This is a genomic window from Chryseobacterium piperi (genome assembly GCF_002285635.2).
In the GTDB taxonomy this organism is placed as follows: Bacteria; Bacteroidota; Bacteroidia; order Flavobacteriales; family Weeksellaceae; genus Chryseobacterium; species Chryseobacterium piperi.
This window is the reverse complement of record NZ_CP023049.2, coordinates 1,433,695-1,459,705: the sequence shown is the minus strand read 5'-3', so window position 1 is coordinate 1,459,705 and position 26,011 is coordinate 1,433,695. Positions and strand designations below refer to the sequence as shown.

Annotated in this window: 14 protein-coding genes; 9 read left to right on the top strand and 5 right to left on the bottom strand. The window is 37.2% G+C overall.

The window, feature by feature from the left end; translation table 11 throughout:
• The first annotated feature begins 296 nt into the window (after positions 1 to 296).
• Positions 297 to 734, top strand: coding sequence for a hypothetical protein (locus CJF12_RS06390; RefSeq protein WP_034687743.1), 438 nt, complete (start codon positions 297 to 299; stop codon positions 732 to 734).
• Positions 735 to 1,404: 670 nt separating this feature from the next.
• On the opposite strand, the gene CJF12_RS06385 is transcribed toward CJF12_RS06390, so the two are convergent.
• The gene (locus CJF12_RS06385) at positions 1,405 to 4,086 is read right to left on the bottom strand and encodes a M60 family metallopeptidase (RefSeq protein ID WP_051887405.1); all 2,682 of its coding nucleotides are present in this window, start codon (positions 4,084 to 4,086) and stop codon (positions 1,405 to 1,407) included.
• 390 nt (positions 4,087 to 4,476) lie between these two features.
• Between CJF12_RS06385 and CJF12_RS06380 the strand changes: the two genes are divergently transcribed.
• The 5 genes from CJF12_RS06380 to CJF12_RS06360 all read left to right on the top strand — a co-directional run bounded on the left by CJF12_RS06380 (position 4,477) and on the right by CJF12_RS06360 (position 17,427).
• Complete coding sequence (locus tag CJF12_RS06380; protein WP_034687745.1) at positions 4,477 to 7,041, top strand: M1 family metallopeptidase; 2,565 nt, start codon at positions 4,477 to 4,479, stop codon at positions 7,039 to 7,041.
• Between the two features lie 430 nt (positions 7,042 to 7,471).
• A complete protein-coding gene (locus CJF12_RS06375; protein WP_051887338.1) occupies positions 7,472 to 8,446 on the top strand; it encodes an IS110 family RNA-guided transposase in 975 nt (324 codons plus the stop codon).
• A 1,315-nt stretch (positions 8,447 to 9,761) separates the two neighbouring features.
• Positions 9,762 to 11,564, top strand: a complete 1,803-nt coding sequence (locus tag CJF12_RS06370) for an amidohydrolase (protein ID WP_051887380.1) — start codon at positions 9,762 to 9,764, stop codon at positions 11,562 to 11,564.
• Between the two features lie 251 nt (positions 11,565 to 11,815).
• A complete protein-coding gene (putP, locus tag CJF12_RS06365; RefSeq protein WP_034687163.1) occupies positions 11,816 to 13,312 on the top strand; it encodes a sodium/proline symporter PutP in 1,497 nt (498 codons plus the stop codon).
• Between the two features lie 260 nt (positions 13,313 to 13,572).
• Positions 13,573 to 17,427, top strand: coding sequence for a TIM-barrel domain-containing protein (locus CJF12_RS06360; protein WP_034687165.1), 3,855 nt, complete (start codon positions 13,573 to 13,575; stop codon positions 17,425 to 17,427).
• Positions 17,428 to 17,522: 95 nt separating this feature from the next.
• On the opposite strand, the gene CJF12_RS06355 is transcribed toward CJF12_RS06360, so the two are convergent.
• From CJF12_RS06355 to CJF12_RS06345, 3 genes are all read right to left on the bottom strand, one after another.
• Complete coding sequence (locus CJF12_RS06355; protein ID WP_034687167.1) at positions 17,523 to 17,873, bottom strand: 4Fe-4S dicluster domain-containing protein; 351 nt, start codon at positions 17,871 to 17,873, stop codon at positions 17,523 to 17,525.
• 66 nt (positions 17,874 to 17,939) lie between these two features.
• Complete coding sequence (locus CJF12_RS06350) at positions 17,940 to 18,503, bottom strand: NADPH-dependent FMN reductase (RefSeq protein ID WP_034687169.1); 564 nt, start codon at positions 18,501 to 18,503, stop codon at positions 17,940 to 17,942.
• A 6-nt stretch (positions 18,504 to 18,509) separates the two neighbouring features.
• Positions 18,510 to 19,010, bottom strand: a complete 501-nt coding sequence (locus tag CJF12_RS06345) for a DUF2480 family protein (RefSeq protein WP_034687172.1) — start codon at positions 19,008 to 19,010, stop codon at positions 18,510 to 18,512.
• 214 nt (positions 19,011 to 19,224) lie between these two features.
• On the opposite strand from CJF12_RS06345, the gene CJF12_RS06340 reads away from it, so the two are divergent.
• Complete coding sequence (locus CJF12_RS06340) at positions 19,225 to 19,845, top strand: helix-turn-helix transcriptional regulator (protein WP_034687175.1); 621 nt, start codon at positions 19,225 to 19,227, stop codon at positions 19,843 to 19,845.
• Between the two features lie 153 nt (positions 19,846 to 19,998).
• Here CJF12_RS06340 and CJF12_RS06335 read toward each other — a convergent pair whose 3' ends face one another.
• A complete protein-coding gene (locus tag CJF12_RS06335; RefSeq protein ID WP_034687177.1) occupies positions 19,999 to 20,502 on the bottom strand; it encodes a DinB family protein in 504 nt (167 codons plus the stop codon).
• Between the two features lie 419 nt (positions 20,503 to 20,921).
• Here CJF12_RS06335 and CJF12_RS06330 point away from each other — a divergent pair, with 419 nt between their 5' ends.
• Entirely contained in the window at positions 20,922 to 22,388 is a 1,467-nt protein-coding gene (locus CJF12_RS06330; protein ID WP_034687179.1) for a hybrid sensor histidine kinase/response regulator, read from the top strand.
• A 6-nt stretch (positions 22,389 to 22,394) separates the two neighbouring features.
• Complete coding sequence (locus tag CJF12_RS06325) at positions 22,395 to 26,006, top strand: response regulator (protein ID WP_034687181.1); 3,612 nt, start codon at positions 22,395 to 22,397, stop codon at positions 26,004 to 26,006.
• The last annotated feature ends 5 nt before the right edge of the window (positions 26,007 to 26,011 follow it).

Below are 26,011 nucleotides of genomic sequence, written 5' to 3'. Positions count from 1 at the left end.
AAAAAATCAATAAAGAGTGTTTCCGGGACTTGTAAAATGTTTATGTGACTATACGAAATGATTCGTGCAGTAGCGGGGGGTTAATAAAAAACAAAAATATTTGATAAAGTCTTGTTTAGATGTTGGGTTAAGTTATGGTAATAATCCAATAGTAAAGAATAGGTATTTAAAAAATATGTTTCCTCATGTATATACCTTTCTGAAATAGTAAGTAAAGTCCCCTCGCTGGCACGAGCTAGAAGCTCGTGCCCAGAATGAATATTCAAATGAATATAAAAGTTATAAAATAACAGTTTATGAAAGCGTGTAAAATATATAAGACAAAAGAAAATTATAAAATCATAACGCTCTATAAAACGGATACAGGAACGTATGTATCAGATACGCCCATTTTTATTATATCTATTTCAGACGACACAGAAGAGTTGGGCAAACGAGTTGCAGAATCTTTAGCAGCAAGTAAATTGATATCATATCCAAAAGAGAATATCTCAAAAAAAGTATTAAAGGAAATGAAAGAATCTTCTTTTAAAAAGCTTTATTCTAACTCTATTAGTTGTGGGCTTTTTTTAGATAAAGAAAAACTAGAGGTTATACCCTACAAATGTATAGATCCAGAAAAAGGACTTGATGAAGACTCTGAGAGAATTCAATATTTTGATTATGGTAAAATAGACGAGATTGAACTTGGCGGGATAATATCAAAAATTTTAAACGAATCAATATTTTTATAAAACCAAAGTCACTCATTAAGTGGCTTTGGTTTTATAAAAGTACAATGTTTAAATTTAGCAGCTTCAATAAGTCCTCTACGCTGGTGCGAACACCTTGTCATTGACTTCGTCGAACTTTTAGTGTCTGTTAGGAATCTAAACAAAGTAATACAAATCCTCTAGCGAAAAAATAACCATAAACATCTGTGTTAACCTGAGGAATCTGTGGGTAAAAAAAATCACAAAAGACACAAAAGTTTTTAAACACTTAAGTTATTGAAGTTAGATAAATATTACATTACATAAGAAGTACACATAAGTCTATAAAAATCAAAGATTTTTATAAGATTTGCCTAATCAGCTCAATCAGAGAGAGTGAAAATAATTATAAACATTGGTGCAGATCAGAGTAATCTGGTCAAAAGAATTAAGCCACAAATTTTTAAGCATCTCATTAAGAGATTTCTCCTGTTGAAATGACAAGCACTCGCAGAATTTGCCATTTTGTAAACCAGCGATTTTGCTTTTACAAATACTAGGAGTTCTATAAAATCAAAAACTATTATAAATCTTTCTAATATGCCCAATCTGCAAATCTAAACCAATAAAACGTCAAGATAGGATCCGATAAAGAGAGAAGTCTGCCTCATAACTGAGGCAGACTTTTTTATAAATCAATAATTTGAAAAGGTTATTGTCTGATGAGCTTAGTCTGGTAGGTAGTTCCGCTATCTACACTGGTCAATTTCACAAGATAGGTTCCTAAGGTCAGTTTAGAAAGAGATCTACCCATAGTATTATTGAGCTCTTCGATAGATCCGGAAGATTCTATAACCGCTTTTCCGTTATAGGAGAAGACTTGTAGCTTATATTTTCCTTTCGCATTGTTTAATTTAATCTTGACTTCATCCAATATCTTGGCAGGATTAGGATAAAGAGAAAGTTGGTTTTCAGCTGGTGAAGCCTCTGCACTTTTGGCTGCTGAAGAGGAAACTTCAGGATACACCAGGATTTTATTACCATCCCAGCCTACAGCATATACGCTGGCATTTTGCACAGGCAGCTGAATTTTAGTCAGACTGTTATCTCTGGTACCGGTACCGTAAATGGCAGCACGAAGGAGTGTACTTCCGTCATAGGTTTCAAAGGCAGCTACATTTTTCCATTGCTGATGATTGATAGTAAGAACATCACCGTCTAACGTTACACCTACACCGGTAGTACCTATGATAGATGCTTTATTTTTGTAAGCATCTACACTATTGATACTTAAATAATAAATAACCGGAGATGCAGGTTTAGGATACTTAGAAGCATAGGCAACAAGATTATCACAATCAGCTTGTGTTATGGTGAGTTGTGCCGGTGTGTAATCATCTACTCTTCGGTTGACTGGTTTTAGCATTCCTGCTTTTTTAAAGAAATCGGTAAGGTCTTCACCCACGATATCACAGAAGTTTTTCATAAAATCAAGCTGCATTCTTCCGTTACTCATCGTTGCTTCTATTGCGGGGCTGATGTTTCTTACCCGCTCAGCCATATCGGCGGACCAATCGGGTTTATACCAACTGTTGCCTTCTCCGGCCAGTTGATAATATAACATCAGTTGCCAGATGGGGGCTAGTTTTACAAATAAATCTCCTCCGTTTTGGTAATTGGTCATCTTATCCGGACCTTTTTGGAATTGCCATAGCTCACCGTTGATAATTCCGTTATTAAGAAAAGCATTCATTCTGCCGCCGGCTACTTTATTGCCGTAGGTGTCATTAATAACTTCTGTATCTAAGCGATAACGGGAGTGGCCTGTTCCATATAAATGGGTAGTCCATAGCGAATAAATATTGTTGGTTACATCAGAAGTCCCAACCCATTTAAGTCCCGGACGAATTTGATTCACATGGCCAAACTCATGGGCAACTCCCCATAGGTCAAGTTTATTGATAGAGGTGCTGTTTGGTGTTCCCCAGTTAAGATCAAAATGAGCACCCATACCGGATGCATACCAGCCTCCTTTGGATTCTGTCCAGGCAAACATTCTGTTTTTAGGAACTTTATTGTATTTGAATAATCCATTTTGGATGTGCTGGAGTTTAACAATATTGTTGTAAAGTGTTATGAAACCCAATCCATCATCAGGGACATTTTGTTGCAGTGGTTTCTTATCATATACCAGATGGGTATATTGGCCAATGATATCAAGTTTTGGATATACGTTGTTGGCAAGTAAAGTTTTCCAGTCGTCATTCGTGGAAGTGTTTGCATTAAAAATACCATTGATGGTACCGGATACAATGTTTATGGTAACCGGAGGAAGGGAAGTATTGTTGTTATAATAGTTGATGTAGCCTAAGCCATCATCTGTAATGTCTATCATATTGAGTCCTTTTTCCAGCTTGTAGGAACGGTCTGTAGAGTTGGCTTCATTGGCAAAATCCCGGACCCTCAACGAAATGTTATTATTAGGAAGGTCTTTGACAAAGAGAATAGCTTTGGTTCCCTTTTTAAAGAAAATACCGGTAGGATTTTCAAAAGGACTATAAGTAGAAGTTTTTAAAGCTTTAGCTAGTACATCTACCGGGGTATATACCTCATAGTTCTTAACCCTGTATGTGAGATCGTAGGTTTTGTTGAACAGGCATTGTGCCAATGCTTTGTAAAAGGGAGAAGTAATTTGGTTGATATCTGCTTGAGTCACACCGGGCTTTAGTTGAGAATAAATATCGTCAGCGAAAATATTAGCATAAGAATTGGTGTCAGAAGATGCCTGGTAAAACTCCATCTCTGCACAGCTTACGAACCCTCCGGCGCCATTGGTCACTGTTATCTGTATATTCAAGGGAGTAATACCATTGGGAAATACGACTTTAGTGGGGCTGCTTTTTTGTTCAAAATCATATTCCAGTAATGTGATCAGATTACTAACCGTTTTGGTATTATAGCTAATCCTTACTTTTCCAAAATTTCCATTCGTATTACCATCTGTTCTGGGGATATACCTCAGGTAGTCTATACGAGTATTTCCATCAAAACGATAATTGAGCACAACGGGAAGAACTGTAGCGTTCCACAAAGAATGATAAATGGTCGAGAGATTTCCGTCGAAACTCTTATCGATGTTGGTTCCCGGCTGGAAAGAGGAAGCAGTGGTTCCTATAGCCTTAACACTAACTTTCTGATCAGAAGAAACAGAGGTGTACGTATCAGCAGGAATAATACAGTCTTGATTGCTACTGGGAGGTGGAGCTTCCAGGAAACCCTTTCCGGATTGAGGTTCGGAAGTAAGATGTGAGATAGAGGCATGATTGTTTGCGCTCAATGCAAACGAACCAACAAGGTATAGAATGATACCCTGAAAATAATTAATCTTTTTCATACTTGTATAAATTTTAGTTAGGTGTGTAGAATAAAACAAATTTTGTTTTACTTACTTGCTAATATATTGAAAATAAAGCTTATGTGTTATTTTTTTTACATCAAAAACCCCTTCCATTCTAGGATGTGAGTATTTATGCATGTTCAGGTAGAAATTGGAATACAATGTTAATTTTTGTTTATATTTAAATCAAAATATTTCTATTTTATTCTTTTTTGGAATAAATGTAAGGGATCATTAATGATTGTGCTGAATGTAAGAAACATAAATAGTAGATAGAGGGTGAACGGGGAAAATTATTCGGAGTTTTCCTGCTCAAATTTGAAATAAAAAAGTTGATTGTATTATGCATAATCTTTTCAATTCCGATTCTATTCTTATATTTGATTCATGAAAAAAGGGTTATTAGTATTATTTTTGGTGGCTTTCAATAGTTATTATCATGCACAAGTACAATCCCGGCCTGGGGTAGAATCTGGTGTCTCATATGAACTGGCTCAGTTGAGAAAAAGTACATTAAGTGAGATCAAATATGATATCAACTTAAAAATTCCCGAAAGTAAATCAGAAAGGATTTTAGGAACCGAAACTCTTACTTTCAATTATAAAAAACAAAATGATACTCCCTTACAGATAGATTTCAAAGAAGAAGCTGCCTCTTTAAAATCTGTATCGGTAAATGGAAAGATGATAAAACCTGTTTTGAAAGAAGAACATGTAATTATTGATGGGAAATACCTGAAATTAGGATCCAATCAGATTCATTTTACGTTTCTTGCCGGTGATGGGGCGTTAAACAGACGTGACGGATATTTATATGCTTTATTTGTTCCGGATCGTGCACGAACTGTTTTTCCGTGTTTTGATCAGCCTAATCTAAAAGCTAACTATTCTTTGGTATTGACCATTCCTGAAAAGTGGAGTGCCATAGCCAATGGAAAATTAAAAGAAACAACCCAACAGAAAGGAACAAAGACATTGAGTTTTGCATTATCAGATTTGCTTCCTACGTATCTGTTTTCTTTTGCTGCCGGTGATTTTAAAAATTACACACAGAAAATCGATCAGCAGGACTCCAGAATTTTATACCGTGAAACAGACTCTGTGAAGATTAAAAACAGCATGGATTCTATCTTCACATTGTACCGGAATTCTCTTGCTTACTTTGAGAAATGGACCGGTATTCCGCATCCTTTTCAAAAGCACGGAATGATTGCTGTTCCTGACTTTCAGTTCGGGGGAATGGAACATCCCGGGGCGATCTTATTTCAAAATTCAACCTTATTTCTAGATAAAAATGCTACCCAAGACCAGCTAAACAATCGTTCGAATCTTGTGGCTCATGAAGTAGCTCATCTCTGGTTTGGAGATATGGTGACAATGGATTGGTTTAACGATGTCTGGATGAAAGAGGTCTTTGCCAATTTTATGGCAGATAAAAGTACCGGAGCTTCTTCGGATAAAAGTGTATATGATCTGAAGTTTTTAACGGGGCATTTTCCGGCGGCTTACTCCGTAGATCGTACTTTAGGGGCTAACCCTATCCGACAGACTTTGGATAATCTGAAAAATGCAGGAATGATGTATGGACCTATTATTTACAACAAGGCACCCATTATGATGCGCCAGTTGGAGTTATTGATCGGAGAGGATAATTTCAGAAAAGGTATTAGTGAATATCTTAAAAAATATGCATACAGTAATGCAACATGGCCGGATCTTATTGCAATTCTGGACAGTCATACGCAAGAAGATTTACAAAGCTGGAATAAGGTATGGGTCAATGATCCCGGAAGGCCTGTTATTGATTACCAAACGGAATATAAAGGGAACAAAATAGATAGATTTACCATCTCTCAACATCCGGAACATGGCAAGGAGCAAAAATTATGGCCTCAAGAGTTCCAGGTTAGCTTATTTTATCCTGATAGAATTGAGAAGGTTGATATAAAGCTTACCGGAAAGAGTCAGGAGATTTCGGAATTGAAAGGAAAAATGAAACCTCTTTTTATTATACTTAACTCATCAGGGATTGGATATGGAGTATTCAAAGTTGATCAATCGGCTATGTCTGATTTTTCGATGGTGAAAGATCCTATAAACCGTGCAAGTACTTATATTTCATTGTATGAAAATATGCTGGCAGGTACAGGGGTGACACCAAAAGAGCTATTACATTTTTATGCAGGGCAGCTGGAAAGAGAAACTACGGAACTGAACCTTCGTCTTATTATGGGATATATTTCTGGAATTTATTGGGCATTTTTACCTGAAGCCCAACGGTTGAAAGAATCTGAAAGTATAGAAGATATTGTATGGAAAGCACTACAGGTACAGACCACTAAAAATAATAAGAAAATATTGTTTAACGGGTATCAGGGAGTTTTTCAGTCTCAAAAGGCATATGATCGTCTTTACACCATATGGAAATCTCAGACTCCACCACAGGATGTATCGTTAAATGATGAAGATTTCACAGGTCTTGCTCTTTCATTAGCTTTACGGAATAACAACAATAATGATTTATTACAGGAGCAATTAACCCGAATTAAGAATCCGGATCGGATCAATCGTTTTAAGATCATTATGAAAGCTGCTTCTTCAGATCAGAAAACCCGGGATGATTTTTTCAACAGTTTAATTGAAAAAAAGAATAGGGCTAATGAATCGGCTGTTGGGTCTGCATTGGGCTATTTGCATCATCCGCTAAGACAAAAAACTTCTATTGCATATCTTCCAAAGACTTTAGAACTTCTCCAGGAGATTCAAAAAACAGGAGATATTTTCTTCCCGGACAACTGGCTTCGTTCTTCTTTGAGTAGTTATCAGGATCCAAAAGTTTTCCATATTGTCAATGAGTTTCTTTCGCAAAATCCGGATTATAATCCTATTCTGAAGAATAAAATTTTACAGGCAAGTGAAAACCTGAGAAGAGCGCAGGTGTTGGTAAAATAAAGGTATTATTCTTATTTATCTTTACTTAAAGTATAGTTAAACGCAAAGCCGCAAAGGATTTTTAAAGTGTTATACTTTTAAGGCGCAAAGGCGTTTCACTTAGCTAAGAGAAACGTGATTTTATCATTCCAGTTTGTCATTCAGAAATGTAGCGAAGCGGAATGGAGGAATCTAAACCCAGCAAGCTATTAAGATTATTAAGAGATTTCTCCTATCGTCCTTTAGATTTGTAAATAGTTAAATTTATAGAATTAAAGAAGAGAAAAGTGTTTAAGTAAACTAACCCTGTCTTAGAGTAAAACTCATATTTCGATTAAGACTTAAACACTTTCTTATCACAATCTCAGATAGAAATTCGGGCTAATGACCCATTATCAAGGAGTTGAGTTAATGATAAGATCTCTTCTTATTAATATGCAAAAACAAATTTATGAAAAATGTAATTATTGGCATTGATGTGAGCAAGCTTACTCTCGATATTAGTGTACTTATTGATTCTACCTTTCAGTTTTTTACGATAGAAAACACGGTAAAAGCATTAAAAAAGTTTTTTAAAGAATTTAAAGAACACCAAGTGATGATAGCTATGGAGAATACTGGCCGTTATAATTATCACCTTTATGAAGTTTTACCCCTTTTTGAATTTAAGGTTTATGTTATTAATCCACTTCATATAAAGAGAAGTATAGGCCTGGTAAGAGGTAAGAATGACAAAATAGACAGTAAAAGAATCGCTTTATTCTTAGAAAAACACCATATTGATCTACGTATCTGGAGTCCTTGCAGTAAAACACTACAAAAAATCAAACTCTTAAATACTGAGAGAAGACTCCGTGTTAAAATAAGAGCAGCTTTACTCACCCAGTTAGCAGACCAGTCGCTTCTAAAAGGAATGCAGGATAAAGACCTTTTAAAACTCAATAAGGACTTCATTGCCTTATTAGACAAACAGATTTCATTCATTGAAGATAAAATCCTCTATCTTATTGAAAATGACGAAGTCTTGAAAGATCAATATCATCGAATTCAAACGATACCAGGTGTAGGCAAAGTTTTGGCTGCTAACATGCTTATTAAAACCAACGGCTTTACCGAGATACAATCTGCCAGAGAAATGTCCTGCTATGCTGGTGTAGCGCCATTTGAGTATCAATCTGGTACTTCATTGAAGTACAAATCAAAAGTATCCCCCCTGGCAGATAAGGAATTAAAAAAAATTCTTCATCTCGCTGCAATGAGCGCTATTCGGTTTAAAAATGATTTGGCTGTCTACTATCTAAGAAAAGTGTCAGAAGGTAAAAATAAAATGTCTGTTTTAAATGCGGTACGAAACAAAATTATACACCGAATTTATTCGTTAATTAAAAACAAAACTTTTTATCAAAATCAATTGGAAATGTCATAGAAATCGAAATGACAAAGCTAAAACACAATATTTGTCATTGACTACGTCTAATCTTCGATTTCAGAATACAGACGATAAGTTTGCGAACGTAGTTCAGAAGCGGGATGAAGAATCTAAATATAGCTGGAAAATAAAAATCTGCTCAATCTGCGAGAGTTAAAAAACACTTTAAAATAGTCAACGCAAAGCCGCAAAGGGTTTTTAGAGTGCTGTGTTTCTAAGGCGCAAAGGCGTTTCACTTAGCAAAGAGGGAGAGGTGATTTACCATTCCAGTTTGTCATTGACTACGTCGAACCTTCGGTTTCAGAAATGTAGCGAAGCGGAATGAAGGAATCTAAACCCAGCAAGCTATTAAGGTTATTAAGAGATTTCTCACTTTGTTCGAAATGACAAATGAGTGTCGATCGGTCGCAAAGACGTTTCATTTAGCAAAGAGGAGATGTAGTTCTGTTATTTGTGGCTTGGCTAAGAGAAATGTGATTTTACCATTCCTGAGTTTGTCATTGAGGAATTTAGCGAAGCGGAATGAAGGAATCTAAACTGAGTAATTAAACATAAGCTTCATAAGCGAAGCTAGTCTTTGCTAACTCTACATATGCAGCATCCTTATTCTTCTTTGCGTTAAAAACAACTTGGATATAGTCAAACGCAAAGCCGCAAAGGGTTTTTAGAGTGCTGAGCTTCTAAGGCGCAAAGGCGTTTCACTTAGCAAAGAGGAGATGTAGTTCTGTTATTTCTGGCTTGGCTAAGAGAAACGTGATTGAGTTTGTCATTGACTACGTCGAACCTTCGGTTTCAGGAAAGTAGCGAAGCGGAATGAAGGAATCTCAACACAGTAAGTTATTAAGATCATTAAGAGATTTCTCACTTTGTTCGAAATGACAAATGAGTGTTAATCAGAATATGGAATAAACCATAATTCACCGAAAGAATCTCAATCAAGATTATTAAAAAAATTAAATAGTATCTATGATACTATTTGAATGATATTGTTTATTAAAGTCTTTTTATACTAAATAAAATTAATTTTTAAATAAATTATTGTAAATCAATTAATTATTGTGTGTTTGTTAATTTAAATACAATATTTTATTATTGATTTCTTGTGATATTATAAAATTATTTGTAGGTTTGATATTATCTTAAGTAATATTTTGAATTACTCTTAAAGTAAACAATCAAGCTTGATTTCTTTGTACAAAATGTTTTACGGAGTAAGTATTTGACGGAAAAGATACCCGGTTGATGAACATCGGTGTATATCGGCACAAATTAAATTAAAAGAATACCATTTAAACTTACAAACTTCTTGATTATGAAAATTCTTAAGATTCCATTTCATGCGATGAAATCGAATAAGAGCAATTATTCCAAACGCTTTAATTATAGGTATTTATACCTTTTTCTTTTATTAGTATTTACTTCATGTAAAACCAGTATTAATGAATTGACATCCAATGGTGATAGCAATGAAATGTTGATGATGAATGGTAAGATATTTACCGGAGACAGAAATAACCCTTATGCAGAAGCGGTATTGGTCCGTGATAAACGGATTGTTGCAGTGGGGTCGCTAAATGAGGTTAAATCAAAGGCTCAGGATCCGGAAACAGTTGACCTTGGAGGAAGATTATTGGTGCCAGGGCTTGTAGATACTCATGTTCATGCTTTTTTTGCGGGTTATGCTACATTGGCGGCAGAGTTGCCGTTTCAGGTTTTGCCACCTGCGCAACTTTCTTCTTTTGCAGAACAGGCACGAACCAGCGGACAGGGTTTGGTAGGAGATGTTCTGCGTATCGGGAACGCCAATCTTGACTATTGGAATGACCTTTCCGTACTAGACAATATATTCAATAATCCTCCTTTTGAAAATATTCCGGTGATTATTGCAGGTATGGATGCGCATACCGGATGGTCTAACCGTACGATGCTTGCAAGAGCGGGCATTGATCAGAATTATATAGGATCTTTGTCGCAGGAACAGCGTCGTTTCTATGGATTTGATGCACAGCTCAATCCTAACGGTTATACTGTAGATGATGGATGGGATTATGTATTGGCTAATGTTCCGCCGGTTCCTGCCGGTACCTTGCTTGAAGCGGGTCGTGCTGCTATACGTACTCTAAACAGTTATGGAATTACTGCCTGGTTGGACCCTATGGGAAATGGGCGTCCGGTAGCCCCTCTTTTCTCGTGGAGACCTACGCAAAATGATGAGGGATTATTACCGACTTACAGAAGTCTTTCTCAAAGTGGTGAGCTTACCGGAAGGGTAGCTGCAATGGTATTATTGCATGCCCGTAGCGAGCCGGCAGAGCTGTCTGTTGTAGAAGCTTTGCGCCAACGATATGCTAATGTACCTAATCTTACTATACCGGGAATTAAAATTTTGGGAGACGGAGTTTTAGAATATCCCGCACAAACAGCAGCGATCAGTATACCTTATATTAACAGCGGAAGTTTGGGAGCGTTAGGCTTTGAGCCTGCTCAGTTTGCAAGGTTAGTAACTGCTGCTGACGCCAGAGGACTTATTGTACACACTCATGCAATAGGAGATCGTGCAGTACGGGAAACGCTTAATGCTATTGAAGCTGCCAGGCAATCGAATGGACCATCTGGCCCTTCCCATACCATTGTCCATTTGCAAATTGTGAATCCATCCGACAGACCCAGATTTAAACAACTTAATGTACTGGCAGGAATGCAATTGTTGTGGAAAGAGCCGGGATTGGAAAGTAATGAATTGCTGCAACCTTATGTAAATCCTGGTTTGCTAACAAATATGTATTCCGGAAGAAGATTGTTGGATGCAGGAGCTACATTAGTTAGCGGTAGTGACTGGCCGGTGTCCACTCCTAATCCTTTTGCTTCTATTGCTATGATTGCGAATAATCCAGCCTCTGAAGTTGTCACGCCCGAAGAGATGTTGTATTCTTTCACCAGTGACGCTGCCCGTGCATTGGGAATGGAAGATCGTGTAGGAAGAATTGCTCCGGGAAGATTGGCAGATATGGCATTGCTGGATCGTGATTTAACGGTGATCCCTGCTGGAGAAATAGAAAGTACACGAGTGCTTTGGACTATGTTTGACGGACGATTTGTTTATAGAACAGAATAAAATTACTAAAAACACAGGTGATGATATTAACGATTATGGGTACTGATTCAGTACCCATAATTATGAAATGATATCAAGTGGATACTTAAAATTTGAAACTTTGGTAATTGTGTTATTTTTTTCAATTGAAATAAACTTGATTGATGCTTTGAATAAAAGATTGATGTCAGTTGTTAAATACTACTTTTAAGGACTGTGAGCCTCTTTATTTCTGAGAAAATGGCTATATTCGGCGTGACAAAATAAATGATATGCAAGTATATGAAGGGATTTCTGTGGGGTTATACCTGTTGTTAATGATAGCAATAGGGATATATTCTTATAGAAAATCAACCAGTAATTCGGAGGAATTTTTAATAGGCGGAAGAAAAATGGGAGCAGCGGTCACCGCATTATCTGCAGGAGCGGCTGATATGAGTGGCTGGTTACTGATGGGTGTTCCGGGTGCCATGTATTTTACAGGTATTTCCAGTATATGGATCGCTATTGGTTTGACCATAGGTGCCTACCTCAATTACCTTATTATAGCACCGAGGCTCAGGATTTATACGGAAGTAGCACAAAATGCAATCACTTTACCGGTATTTTTTGAGAACCGTTTTAAAAATAAAAATCATCTTCTGAAGATTACTTCTTCCATTTTTATTCTCGTATTCTTTACCCTTTATACATCAGCGGGGATGGTTTCCGGAGGAAAATTGTTTGAATCAGCTTTCAGAATGGACTATACAACTGGTCTGCTACTTACAAGTTTAGTCGTAGTGCTCTATACTTTTTTGGGAGGTTTTCTGGCGGTAAGCCTTACAGACTTTGTACAGGGAACGATTATGGTGTTGGCGTTGGTTATTGTTCCGATAGTAGCTATTTCCCAAATAGGGAGTGTTCAGGAAACATATTCATTGATTGAGGCTAAAGATCCTAAATATTTAGATTTATTCAAAGGGACCACTACAGTAAGCATTGTGTCTTTATTGGCATGGGGATTAGGATACTGTGGACAACCACACATCCTGGTGCGTTTTATGGCGATTGACAAACCTAAGGATTTGATTAAGGCAAGAAGAATAGGAATTACATGGATGATTTTTACTGTAGCAGGAGCTTTAGCTATAGGTCTGGTTGGTATTGCTTATCTGCAAAAATTTGATACGCAGACTATGCTTAAATTCGATGGATCAAAAACGGAGGCAGAGACTATTTTTATCTATTTTTCCCGTGTATTGTTTCATCCGTTTATTTCAGGGTTTTTACTTACCGCAATTTTAGCGGCTGTAATGAGTACGATTTCTTCCCAGTTATTGGTGACTTCCAGCTCATTGACAGAAGATATTTATAAAGCATTTTTGAATAAAAAAGCGACACCGAAGCAATTGCTGATTGCCAGCAGACTCTCTGTTTTGCTGGTTGCTGTTGTGGCAATGCTTTTATCATTAAATCCTCAGGATAGTATCCTTAATTTGGTTGGGAATGCATGGGCAGGTTTTGGTTCTGCATTCGGACCATTAATTCTCCTTTCGCTTTTATGGAAAAAAACGACATGGCAGGGTGGTCTTGCCGGGATGTTGGTAGGAGGAATTACTGTATTGGCTTGGGTGTACCTTCAACATTCATTCAAAGATTGGTACGAAATGATTCCAGGATTTATACTTTCCCTGGTTACTAATATTATTGTTTCGTTATTAACCTATAAACCGGACGAGGCTATTGAAAGTGAGTTTGATGAGGTTAATAAAATAGTTAATGAATAATTATTGTGAGCTTGGAATAATTGTGATTCTATTGTATTTGTAAAATAAGCATCCCTTACATTCTTTGTAAGGGATTTTTTAATGAGTTATCCTGGTCTTGGATTTTAAGATTGTTTTTCTAAATAAAAGGAGCTGAGCCTTAATAGTTGTATTTTTTCTAATAAAATTATGGATTAATTATGTTTTACCTAATTCATGGATTATATTTGTAAGAACTTGAACAGATTCAGGTTAATTTGAACCTTTACAATCACAGACTCATGGAAAAAAAAATGTGGAAACCCGCTGTGGTAGCTTTGCTAACACTTAATTTAGCTATGGTTTCAACCGGTTATGTACAGGCACAGGAAACAGTGACAACCCGAAAAACTAATGAAGACCTAAGTATCATTGATGCTAAAAAAACGAGCCCTACGACAATTGAAGTCAAGCTTTCCAATCAACAAAAGATCATATTGGATTTTTATGGTGATCACCTGTTCAGGCTATTCCGGGACAATTCAGGGAAAGGACTTAGAGCGCCTGAGGCTAAACCTGAAGCTCAAATTTTAGTTGACAATCCGAGAAAACCAATTGAAAAATTAATACTCAACCAGAATGATGCTGAAGTATCTATTTCTACAGACAAAATCCAGGTTATCTTCAATAAAAAGAATACACTTTTTAAATTAGTCAATTTACAAACCAAAAAGACGGTTACCGAAGCAGTGGAGCCAATATCTTTCGATCCTGGAAAAACCAGTGTAACGCTATCGGAAGGAGCAGAAGAATATTTTTATGGAGGTGGGGTTCAGAACGGAAGATTTTCCCATAAAGGCAAAGCTATTGCCATTGAAAATCAGAACAGCTGGACGGACGGCGGAGTAGCGTCTCCGAATCCTTTCTACTGGTCATCGAATGGCTATGGGATGATGTGGTATACCTTTAAAAAGGGAAGATATGATTTCGGGTCAAAAGAAAAAGGAAAAGTAACCCTTTTTCATGATACTGACTACCTGGATGTTTTTTTTATGGTGAATGATGGAACTGTAGCGCTTCTGAATGATTTCTATCAATTGACCGGAAAGCCGGTTTTGTTACCTAAATTTGGATTCTATGAAGGGCATCTTAATGCCTATAATCGTGATTATTGGAAGGAAGATTCGGAAAAGGGGATTCCTTTTGAGGATGGAAAGCGTTATGTGGAAAGTCAAAAAGATAATGGTGGTATCAAAGAATCCTTGAATGGCGAAAAGAATAATTACCAGTTTTCCGCACGAGCGGTTATAGATCGGTATAAAAATAATGACATGCCATTAGGCTGGATCTTACCCAATGATGGCTACGGAGCAGGGTATGGGCAGACCGAAACGTTAGATGGCAATATCAGTAATCTCAAAAGTTTTGGAGATTATGCTCGAAAGCAAGGCGTAGAAATAGGTTTGTGGACCCAGTCGGATCTCCATCCTAAAGAAGGTATCAGTGCTTTATTGCAGCGGGATATCATCAAAGAGGTAAAAGATGCCGGTGTCCGGGTTCTTAAAACCGATGTCGCGTGGGTGGGAGCCGGGTATTCATTTGGATTAAACGGTGTAGCAGATGTTGGCAAAATCATGCCCCAATATGGTAATGGTGCACGTCCTTTTATTATTTCACTGGATGGCTGGGCAGGGACACAGCGTTATGCCGGGATTTGGTCTGGAGATCAAACCGGTGGAGTCTGGGAATATATCCGGTTCCATATTCCTACCTATATTGGTTCCGGGCTTTCGGGACAACCTAATATTTCTTCTGATATGGATGGAATATTTGGGGGGAAGAAGCCCATCATTAATACCAGAGATTTTCAGTGGAAAGCCTTCACGCCGGTACAGCTTAATATGGATGGCTGGGGATCCAATGAAAAATATCCTCAAGCACTGGGTGAGCCAGCAACTTCAATCAACCGGAATTATCTGAAACTAAAATCTGAACTACTTCCTTATTCCTATAGCATAGCAAAAGAAGCTGTCAATGGGTTACCTATCATCCGTGCCATGTTCCTTGAAGAACAAAATAGCTATACACAGGGTAAAATGACACAATATCAGTTCATGTACGGACCTAATTTTCTGGTTGCTCCCATTTATCAGGAAACGCAATCTGATGATCGGGGAAATGATATCCGGAATGCCATTTATTTACCCAAAGGCTTATGGGTAGATTATTGGACAGGGGAACAATATGAAGGTGGACAGATTATTAATAATATAGACAGTCCTATCTGGAAGTTGCCTGTATTGGTGAAAAGGGGAGCTATTATTCCGATGGTTAATCCGAATAATAACCCTTCGGAAATTGACAGAAAGCACCGCATTTATGAAATATATCCTTTTGGAAAATCTACTTTTACCGAGTATGATGATGATGGGAAAACAGAGGCCTACCGATCCGGTAAAGGAATTACTACGCTGATCACTTCCAATGTTGACAAAAAAGATAGAGTTAACATTACGGTTGAAAAGTCCATAGGTGATTTTGACGGATTGGTCAAAGAAAAGACAACAGAGTTCAGGATTAATGTAACCCGAAAGCCGGAAAAAATTGAAGTCAGAGTTGGAAAAAAAAGGATAAGACTTCAGGAAGTCGATACTCAAGAAGAATTCGCGAAAAGAGATAATGTGTTTTTTTACGAGAAAGCACCTAACCTCAATAAATTTTCTACAAAAGCAAGTGAATTTGAAAAAGTGAAGATGATCAAAAATCCGCAGATTCTGGTTAAGGTGGAAAAAACGGATATTACTGCACAACCGGTTTCCGTTTTACTGTCGGGTTTCATTTTTGAACCGCAAAACCTTTTGAAGCTTAAAGCCGGACAATTGACAGCTCCCCGGAACATTCACGTTACGGAGGCAGATCAGACCGCTTATTCCCTTAAGCCATTATGGGATAAAGTGCCCAATGCTGATTATTATGAGATCGAATTTGACAAGCAAATTTATTCAACGATAAAAAATAACCAACTTCTTTTCAATGAGCTAACACCGGAAACTGAATATTCGTTTAAAATCAGATCAGCAAACAAAGAAGGCTTTTCAGGATGGGAAACCTTTACAGCAAAAACAAAAGCCGATCCATTGGAATTTGCGATTAAAGGGATTTCCGGGAATGCTTCCGTACCTGCAGAAAAAGGGTACAGCATCCGCTACTTATTCGACAGGGATGAAAGCAATCTATGGCATACCCAGTGGGATGCAAAGGCAACTCCTTTCGATATTATGATTAATTTGAAAACAATCAATCAACTGGATAAATTGGAGTATTTACCGAGGACAGATGGTAAAAACGGAAACCTGCTGAAAGGCAAAGTCTATTTCAGCAATAATAAACAAGACTGGACGGAGGCAGGAGACTTCAGCTGGAATAATGACAATACAGTAAAGGTATTTAATTTTACAACGCATCCGACTGCAGGTTTTATCAAAATTTCGATAAGTGAAGGGGTAGGAAACTTTGGCTCAGGCCGGGAGTTGTACGTATTCAAAGTTCCGGGAACGGAAAGTTATCTGCCTGGAGACATCAATAATGACAAGCTGATAGATCGCAATGATCTTACGTCATACATCAATTACACCGGACTTCGCAAAGGAGATGCAGATTTTGAAGGCTATGTGAGTAATGGTGATGTGAATAAGAATAACCTGATCGATGCTTATGATATTTCGGTGGTAGCGACACAACTGGATGAAGGTGTCGGATATGATAAAATTGAAAAAGCTGCAGGTAAGATAGAAATAAGCACAACCAAACAGAATTACAATAAAGATGAAATTATAGAGGTAATGGTTAAAGGAGCCGGTTTGAAATCTGTAAATGCTTTAAGTTTTGCCATACCTTATCATATGATGGATTATGAATTTGTCGGGATACAACCACTCAATATGAAGAAGATGGAGAATTTAACCAATGACAGGCTGCACTCTGATAAGGAAAAGGTTTTGTATCCTACCTTCGTAAATATTGGGAAGCAGGAGGCTTTAAATGGGAGTGAGAATCTTTTCATTATTAAATTTAAAGCGAAACGAAATCTGAAATTCAACCTGAAACTGGAGAAAGGAATTTTAGTCGACAAAAACCTGGATTCAGCAACTTTTTAAATCAATAATAAACCCCGGATAATTCCGGGGTTTTTAAATATAACAGGTCAGTAACCTATTTATTGGTATAGCTTCTCAACCATATTTTAATGATCCTACACGTGATGTAAAAACCTTTGACGGCTGAATAGTACCTCTTCGCTTTCACGGTGATCCGGATCATCTACACAGCAATCTACAGGACATACGGCTTTGCATTGAGGCTCTTCATGAAAGCCTTTGCACTCCGTACATTTTCCGGAAACAATATAATAAATATCATCTGCGATAGCTTCGTTGTAAGCGCTCGCATCTACTTCCGTTCCATCCGGAAAAATGGTTTTTCCCGAAAGTTTCGTTTTATCCTGCCATCTCCAGTCGATGGCACCTTCATAGATGGCGGAGTTGGGACACTCAGGTTCACAGGCTCCACAGTTAATGCATGCATCTGTTATTCTTATGGCCATAATATCAATTACTTGAAATCTTTAATAAAGGTACAAAAGTTTATACTCTTAATACACTTGTTTTAATCAAACTTTGGAGTGAGGTATTTTTTCAATCCTATTGGACGTTGCAATACTAATCAGTCTGTCGAGTTTATCAGTATAGAACGGAGAAATTTTATTTTCATGATCAAATAAAGAAGTTCTGATCATCGGAACGCTGAATGGTAATGGCCATGCTCGTAACGATTTAGCAATAGCGTCCATCGTGTTGACTCCCTGCATAGCCTGCAGGCCATCTGCCCAGCAAACCAATCCTACCGTTTTATCTGTGAGATAAGGCTGTTCCTGATCGGCAGTGATCTCAAGCCAGTCCAGGCAATTTTTCATTACTCCGGGGATACTGCCGTGATAAAGCGGCGCAAGCCAGAAATGAATATCTGCATCCAGGAAAAGCTGAGCCATACGCTCTACGGCTAAAGGTGTCTTGGTAAGGGTTATATCATAGAGAGGAATTCCTGAATCTGCAAGGGCGAAAATGTCATGGGTAATTCCCAGCATTTCAAGTTTTTCTGTAAAATATCTGGAGATAAGTCCTGAAGTAGATTGTGGTCTTCTTTCCAGTGCTCCGTTAAATATAATTGCTTTCATTTTATTTTAATTTTTAAAGATGACTTTCGGCATTCCTATTTCGCCATACATTAGGCTTTTGACAAATGGCTTTAGTAAAGACGTAGCTAAGATATAAAGGCTGGGGTCAATATCAGCACTTGCTCTGATGACTACTTTTTGATTTTTATAAAGTGTAAGATCTGCATTGTTTAGATTTTTTTTCCAGAAGTCCAGCTGGACCGTCTTAGTGTTATTAAGATCAATAGAGCTGGCATGTGAAGATAGCTTGTCTGTTAATAGCATATATGCCCAGGGTGGGATGATAGCATCTGCAGAGCAAACTACCGCAATAGCTTTTCCGTCATAGGCGGAGAAATCAATTGTTGTCAATGATTCTTTAAATTCTTTTTCCTTGACGATCATTCCCATAAAAAGGTGTTCTTTGATATCGAGTTCTACGATTTCTATCGAAGGTTGATAATCCAGAAGATCAAATGCAATAATTCCTGAGGCTTCTGCTTTATTGACAAAAATTTTCTGATCCATGATGATTCATTATGTTATTTTTCTTGATTAATGTCTGTCAAAGTTAATATAATTTCTTAATTAAACAACTTTTAGGTTGTTTAATTAAATGAATGCTGCTGCTGATAAAAAGCTTATATATTCTTGTATATGATGTATTTATTGGGTTTTATCTGAGATTATAGAAAATGACTATATTTGTTGTAAGAAAATAAAACAACTTAAATATTGTCAAATGAAGAAGCCGGCAGCGGATCGTATTCTAATGTTTTTAAAAATGAGAGGGGAGGCTACTTCACAACTCATTGCTAAAGAATTAGAGATTACAAAAGAGGGAGCGAGAAAGCATTTATTAAACCTGGCGCAGGAAGGTTTGATAGAATCCGTTGCTAAAAGTGAAGGCGTTGGACGTCCTTCTACGTATTATATGCTTACCGAAAAAGGATTATCGCAATTTCCGGATACCCACGCTGATATTACCGTACAGCTTCTCAAATCTGTAAAAAATCTGTTAGGAGAAAATGCATTGGATTTACTGATCAATGACCGGGAAAAAAATACGTATCAACGATATGAAAAAGCCTTACATAAGGCTTCAACTCTGGAACAGCGGTTGGATATTTTAGCAAAGATCCGTAGTGAAGAGGGCTATATGGCAGAGTGGATGAAAGAAGATAAAGACTACTTTCTCATAGAAAACCATTGTCCGATTTGTGCGGCGGCTACGGAATGCCAGGGATTTTGTCGTGCAGAACTTTCTAATTTTCAGAATTTAATAGGTTCAGAGTATAAAGTAGAACGTATTAAGCATATTCTTTCGGGGGGACAGCGTTGTGTGTATAGAATCAGTGGATAAGCTATTGGCTGTGACACAGATTTGTTTTAAGATAATAGCCACGAATGCACGAATAAGAGAGGCGCATGCTTTATTTTGTTATATTTTTATGTATATAGATTCGTGCATTCGTGGCAATAAAATTTTCTACATATAATTCGAGGCCCTAAAATTCTATTTCTTGACACTCATTTCTTGTACCTCTTCCGCAGAAAAACCATAAATCTGAGGGGTTTTTACATCAAGAAGATTAAGGTAAATGTATAGTTCTCCTCTGTGATGAATTTCGTGCTCAACCATTGCTCGAAGCCATTTCCATATTGATATTTCGTGATTGGCCGGGGTCAGGCATTTTCGGTTAAGATCTTCATCAGAAAGTCCTTTAATGATTTCTAAGGTTTGTGTATGCATTTCATTGAAATACTTTACGGTGTCTTCATATCCATCAGCTAATTCTTTTCCACAGCCCTGGTAGGCACTTTTTCTCCCTGAAATAGTTTCACCGTACATATTCCGTTCAATGGCAGCAATATGCCTGATCTGATCTCCGATACTAAACTTTCCCGGTTTATAAGAGAAATCGAGATATTCCGAAGGAACAACTTCGATTAACCGAATGGTTCTTGCTCGTATTTTTTCATAATAATCAATAAACGTTTCTACAGGTTTTATTTCCATATCTATTAATTTTTAATATACTTCATGACAACATTTGTGTCTGTTTGTAGTGTTTGGGAAGTCTGGGGAATTTCCTCAAACCCAAACCTTTTATATAGATGATATTCATATTACTGTTCTATCCAAAGATCTTAATTTTTTGAAAATAAACACCCGGGAAGATCTTATTTTATTTTTATCATTGAAAAAGATCTATGCTCTAAATACTAAAATTAAGTAAACATAGCTACAGAAAAAGAATATTATTAACTGCTTAATAATCATTATTTTAAAAATATCTAAATGAGAAATTAGTTATACTAATGATTTTTTATTTTATCAGCTTAATAATCTTAAAAAAATACCTTATTTTTTGGAATTTTGTAAGTATTTTTGAGGTCTTAAGGAAATATAAACTATTCACTAGATTTTCATGTTTTATGATCTTAATTGTTGATGATAACCAGAACAATATTTACTCGTTAAAAAAATTACTAGAATCCAAAGATTTTCCTGTTGATACGGCTAATTCGGGCGAAGAAGCGTTGGGAAAAGCATTGAAAAATAATTATGCCCTAATTATTTTAGATGTTCAGATGCCGGGCATGGATGGATTTGAAGTGGCCGAAACATTTGCAGGGTACAGTAAAACGAAAGAAATTCCTATTATATTTTTATCTGCTGTTAATACCGAGAAAAAATTTATTGCCCGTGGCTATGCTTCCGGTGGAATGGATTATGTAACGAAGCCGGTGGATCCAGAAATTCTTTTGCTTAAAGTAAAAACATTCTATCATCTGCAGGAACAAAATCTTGCGATGAAAAAAACTCAACAGAGCCTACAGATGGAAGTGCAGGGGAGAAGAGAATCTCAGGTTACCATGAAATCTAAGATTGATCATTTTCACCTGATGCTGGAGGGTCTTCCGCAAATTGCCTTCACTTTAAACGAAGATGGGATCGTTGACTTTGTCAATGGCAGATGGTATCAATATTCAAAAAGCAATCAGGATTTTCCTGAAACCCATACTGACGATCTTAATATCAAAGAAGAGTTCGAGCGATGCAGAAAGAAAGGAAAAGCATTAGAACTGGAAGCCAGAATCAAAAATCTGGCAACCGGAGATTACCGCTATCATTTATTGAGGTTGTCTCCCATTTTTGAAGGAAATACCATAAAAAACTGGGTGGGTACCTTTACAGATATTGACGATCAGAAGAAAGTAGAAAAAGAAAAAGACGAGTTTCTGAGTATAGCAAGCCACGAGCTGAAAACTCCATTGACAAGTATAAAAGCTTATATGCAGTTGCTGGATCGCAAATTAAAACTTGAAAAAGACAGCCCGGAAGCAGGATATGTAAGCAAAGTTCAGAACCAGGTTGAAAAATTAAATATTCTGATCGGTGACCTGTTGGATGTCTCCAAAATCGAAAACGGTAAACTCAAAATCAATAAAAAGCAAGCCAATCTGGAAAAGGTCATTCGAAATGCGATAGAGACTATTTTACAGACGCATGAGAGCAAAGTTAAAATTCAGCATCACGGAAGTATACCCGATCTTCTTATTCCTTTTGATGAAATCCGGATAGAGCAGGTATTGATCAACTTTTTAACGAATGCCATCAAGTACTCTCCTCAGAATAACCAGGTTATTGTTACCACATTTGCTGATGACGAAGAAGTAAAAGTAAGCGTTACAGATTTTGGTATCGGAATTCCTGATTTCAAACAAGAAGCTGTATTTCATAAATTTTATCGTGTGGAAGAATCATCCGTACAATTTCAGGGAATGGGTATAGGATTGTATATCTGTTCGGAAATTATCAAACAACATCACGGAACAATTGGTTTATCCAGTATAGTTGGTGAAGGTTCCACGTTTTATTTCACCTTACCTTTAAATTAATTTTTTATGCCGAAAAAAATCATAAGAAATCTACAATTTGGAGTTGGAATCTCCTTACTGATCTTAATCGCCAGTTCTATAGCTTCTTATTGGAGTATCCAGAAACAGATGGAGAACAGGGAGAGTTTATCTCAAACCCGAAAATCAATCACAGCTGTTAAGGATGTCTTAATTGCTCTTTTAGATGCTGAGACGGCTAATAGAGGGTATCAGTTAACGGGTAGAAAAAACTTTTTACAACCTTATAACCGAAGTATTGCCGAATATCCCAAAGCCATCGAGCGGGCAAAATCATTGGGGATCACTGATCCTGTTCAGCTGGAGCGGCTAAGCGGTTTAGAGCAAAATGTTAACAGTAACATCCGTAACCTGAAGCAGTTTGTTGAAAATAAGGGGAAGGGAATAGAAATGACCCAGGAGCAGCTTGTAATGAGCAAGGCTTATATGGACAGGTGCCGGAAACTTGTCCGGGATTTTGTAAAGTATGAAGAAATCCAGCTGGAAGTAAAGAATAAGGACCTTAACCGCTCATCTGACATGACGGTTATATTCATCATTTTTTCTGCTTTGGCGGCCATAGTAGTCACTACTTTTTTCTATATTAAACTACGGGAGGATCTTATCCGCAGAGATAAACTTGAAAAAGAGCTAAAAGCAAAAGACTTAGAAATCAGCAAGCGTGTTAGTGCCATTCAGCAGATTGCCAACAGGGTTTCCAATGGGGATTACAGCCAGAGGGCAGTAGATGATTCACAGGATGAACTTGGAGACTTGGCCGATTCACTGAATCATATGACGGATTCATTAAAAAAATCTTTTGATAAAATCAATAAAAGTGACTGGCATCAGAAAGGGTTGGCATTATTGAACGAATCGTTGGTAGGAAACAAATCGGTAAAAGAAGTAACTACTGATTCCCTACACCATCTGATCGAATACGGAAACTGTAGTAATGGAGCGATGTATTTAATGGACGATGGTAAGCTGCAGCTCAATACAGCTTTTGGTCTTGAACAAAACATGAAAAAATTCTTCGAGCCGGGAGAAGGGATGGTTGGACAGACATTGATACAGAAAAAGCCGAAGGTATATAATGACCTTAACGACGATAATTTTGCTCTTACTTTTGCAAGCAGCAAAGTGAAAGTAAATGGAATCGGGCTGATCCCTATTATTCTGCACGGAGAAAGTATCGGAGTATTGGAACTAAGTACTACAGATCATTTTGATGAGGATAAAATTAATTATTTTGTAGAAAGCTGTCGGAATATTGCCATTGCTTTAGGTGCAGCAAAAGGCCGGGAGAAAGAACAAAGGTTATTGGAAGAAACCCAGGCTCAATCTGAAGAATTACAGGTACAGCATGCTGAGCTGGAAAATCTGAATACCGAGTTAGAGGCTCAGACACAAAAATTACAGGCTTCGGAAGAAGAACTTAAAGTTCAGCAGGAAGAACTGATGCAGACCAATGCCGAATTGGAAGAACGTTCTAAACTGCTGGAGGAAAAAAATCATCTGATTGCAGAACGTAATATTGAGATTCAGAAAAAAGCAGAAGAGTTGGCTTTAAGCACCAAGTACAAGTCTGAGTTTTTAGCAAATATGTCACATGAATTGCGTACTCCGTTGAATTCAATCCTTCTTCTTTCCCGTTTAATGGCTGAAAACCCTGATGAAAACCTGAATGAAGATCAGATAGAATCTGCGAAAGTGATTCAGAGTTCGGGAAGCAGTCTTTTAACCCTAATTGACGAAATACTTGATCTTGCCAAGATAGAGTCTGGTAAGATGACTTTGGAGTATCATGAGGTCATCATTGAAGATGTGGTGAAAGATCTGCGTAATTTATTCAATCCACTGGTACAGGAAAAGGGTATTCAATTCGATATTCAGATAGAGGAAAATGTTGAACACAAAATAGAAACCGACCGCTTAAGACTGGATCAGGTATTGCTTAATTTATTGTCCAATGCTCTTAAATTTACTTCACAAGGAAGTATAGGTCTGCATATCAGAAAGGATCCTAAAAATAAAAACTTCATTATTTTCAGCGTAAAAGATACGGGAATAGGAATTCCGGAAGACAAGCAGAAAATTATTTTTGAAGCGTTTCAGCAGGCTGATGGATCTACCCGCCGTAAATTTGGTGGTACCGGATTAGGATTGTCAATCAGCAGGGAAATAGCAAAATTATTCGGAGGAGAGTTGACATTGGAAAGTAAAGTGGATGAAGGCAGCGAATTTAGCCTGATTATCCCTATTAGCGCTAATGAGGAACCTGTACAATTTCAGCAGGATGAGGATTTGGTGGAAATCATCAAAGAAGACGTGGAGGAGATTAAAAATATCATTAATTATGATGAACCTGAAGCTTCTGAGCCTGTCAATGTTCTGAAAATTCCGGAAGATGTAGTCGATGACCGGGATACTATTACTGAAGGAGATAAAGTGATTCTTATCATTGAAGATGATACCAATTTTGCAAAAGCTTTACTCAAATATGCCCATCGACAAGATTATAAAGGGGTGGTAGTAGTACGAGGAGACTATGGATTATCTGCAGCACTTCAATACCATCCATTAGCTATTTTACTGGATGTTCAGCTTCCTGTAAAAGATGGCTGGCAGGTGATGGATGAGCTGAAATCAAATCCTCAGACGAAGCATATTCCGGTACATATGATGTCAGCATTACATGTAAAAGAAGAAAGTCTGATGAAAGGGGCTATTGATTTTATCAACAAACCGGTTGCTCTTGAGCAAATGACAGATGTCTTTAGAAAAATTGAAGAAGCACTGAGAAAGTCTCCTCAAAAAGTTTTAATTGTAGAGGAAAATGCCAAACATGCGAGTGCGCTGTCTTATTTCTTAAGCAATTTTAATATTTCTTTAGCGATAGAAAATAATGTAGAGGATAGTGTAAAGGCTTTAACAAGCGATGAGGTAGATTGTGTGATTTTAGAAATCGGAGCATCCAAAGAAAACGGATACCAGATTATTGAATCCATTAAGAGCTTTGAAGGACTTGAAAACCTCCCGATCATTATCTTTACCGAAAACAACCTGTCAAAATCAGAAGAGCTTAAAATTAAACAATATGCAGATTCTATTGTCGTAAAAACTGCACATTCCTATCAAAGGATATTGGATGAGGTGGGCTTGTTTTTACACTTGGTAGAAGAGAAAAACAGCTCGGTAGAAACCGTAAGAAGCAAGACTTTAGGATCATTAACCGAAGTTTTAAGTGGAAAGAAAATTCTGATTACCGATGATGATGTCCGTAATATATTTTCTCTGACCAAAGCTTTGGAAAAATATAAAGTAGAGGTTATTTTGGCCATGGATGGAAAACAGGCACTGGAACAGATCAAAGAACATCCCGATATCGATGTTATTTTGATGGATATGATGATGCCTGAAATGGATGGTTATGAAACCATACGTGAAATCAGGAAAAAACCAATGTTTACCAGACTTCCTATTATTGCGGTAACAGCAAAATCGATGATTGGGGATCGTGATAAATGTATAACAGCAGGTGCGTCAGATTATATCTCCAAGCCGGTAGATCTGGACCAATTGTTATCTTTGCTGCGTGTTTGGTTATATGAAAGTTAAACAGA